The organism is Lacinutrix sp. MEBiC02595, from assembly GCF_053601555.1.
The window spans coordinates 1-356 of sequence record NZ_JBSHNU010000132.1; the positions used below are offsets into that span (position 1 = coordinate 1).

Below are 356 nucleotides of genomic sequence, written 5' to 3' on the forward strand. Positions count from 1 at the left end.
AGCATTACCTTGGCATTTTGGGTGTTTGCTTCTTTTAATATAACAGAGCCTCTAATTCTTGTTCCTACTTCTGCTTTCCTGGTTTTTATGTTGTTATTCGGTAGATTTACAAAATTGTTTTTACTTTTTGTTTGTATGTACGTATCCAATTTACTTTGGTTAAAATCTTCAGAAAAGTATTTTGTGATATTTCCTGTTTTATCTTTTAAATAAGGAGTTACTAAATAATCGGTTACAATATTATATTGGTTTTGATACATTAAAGAGTTTTCTGGTAAGACCGAAATACTAACATTGGTATTTGTATATATGTTTTTAAGATTCAATGTAATAGATGTAGAATCTTTTGTGCTAGA

The 356-nt window shown here is 27.8% G+C and carries 1 protein-coding gene; it reads right to left on the reverse strand.

Annotated features, from left to right (window positions below):
* A partial coding sequence (locus ACVCZW_RS01410; RefSeq protein ID WP_452231474.1) for a hypothetical protein occupies nt 1–356 on the reverse strand: 356 nt, incomplete at both ends.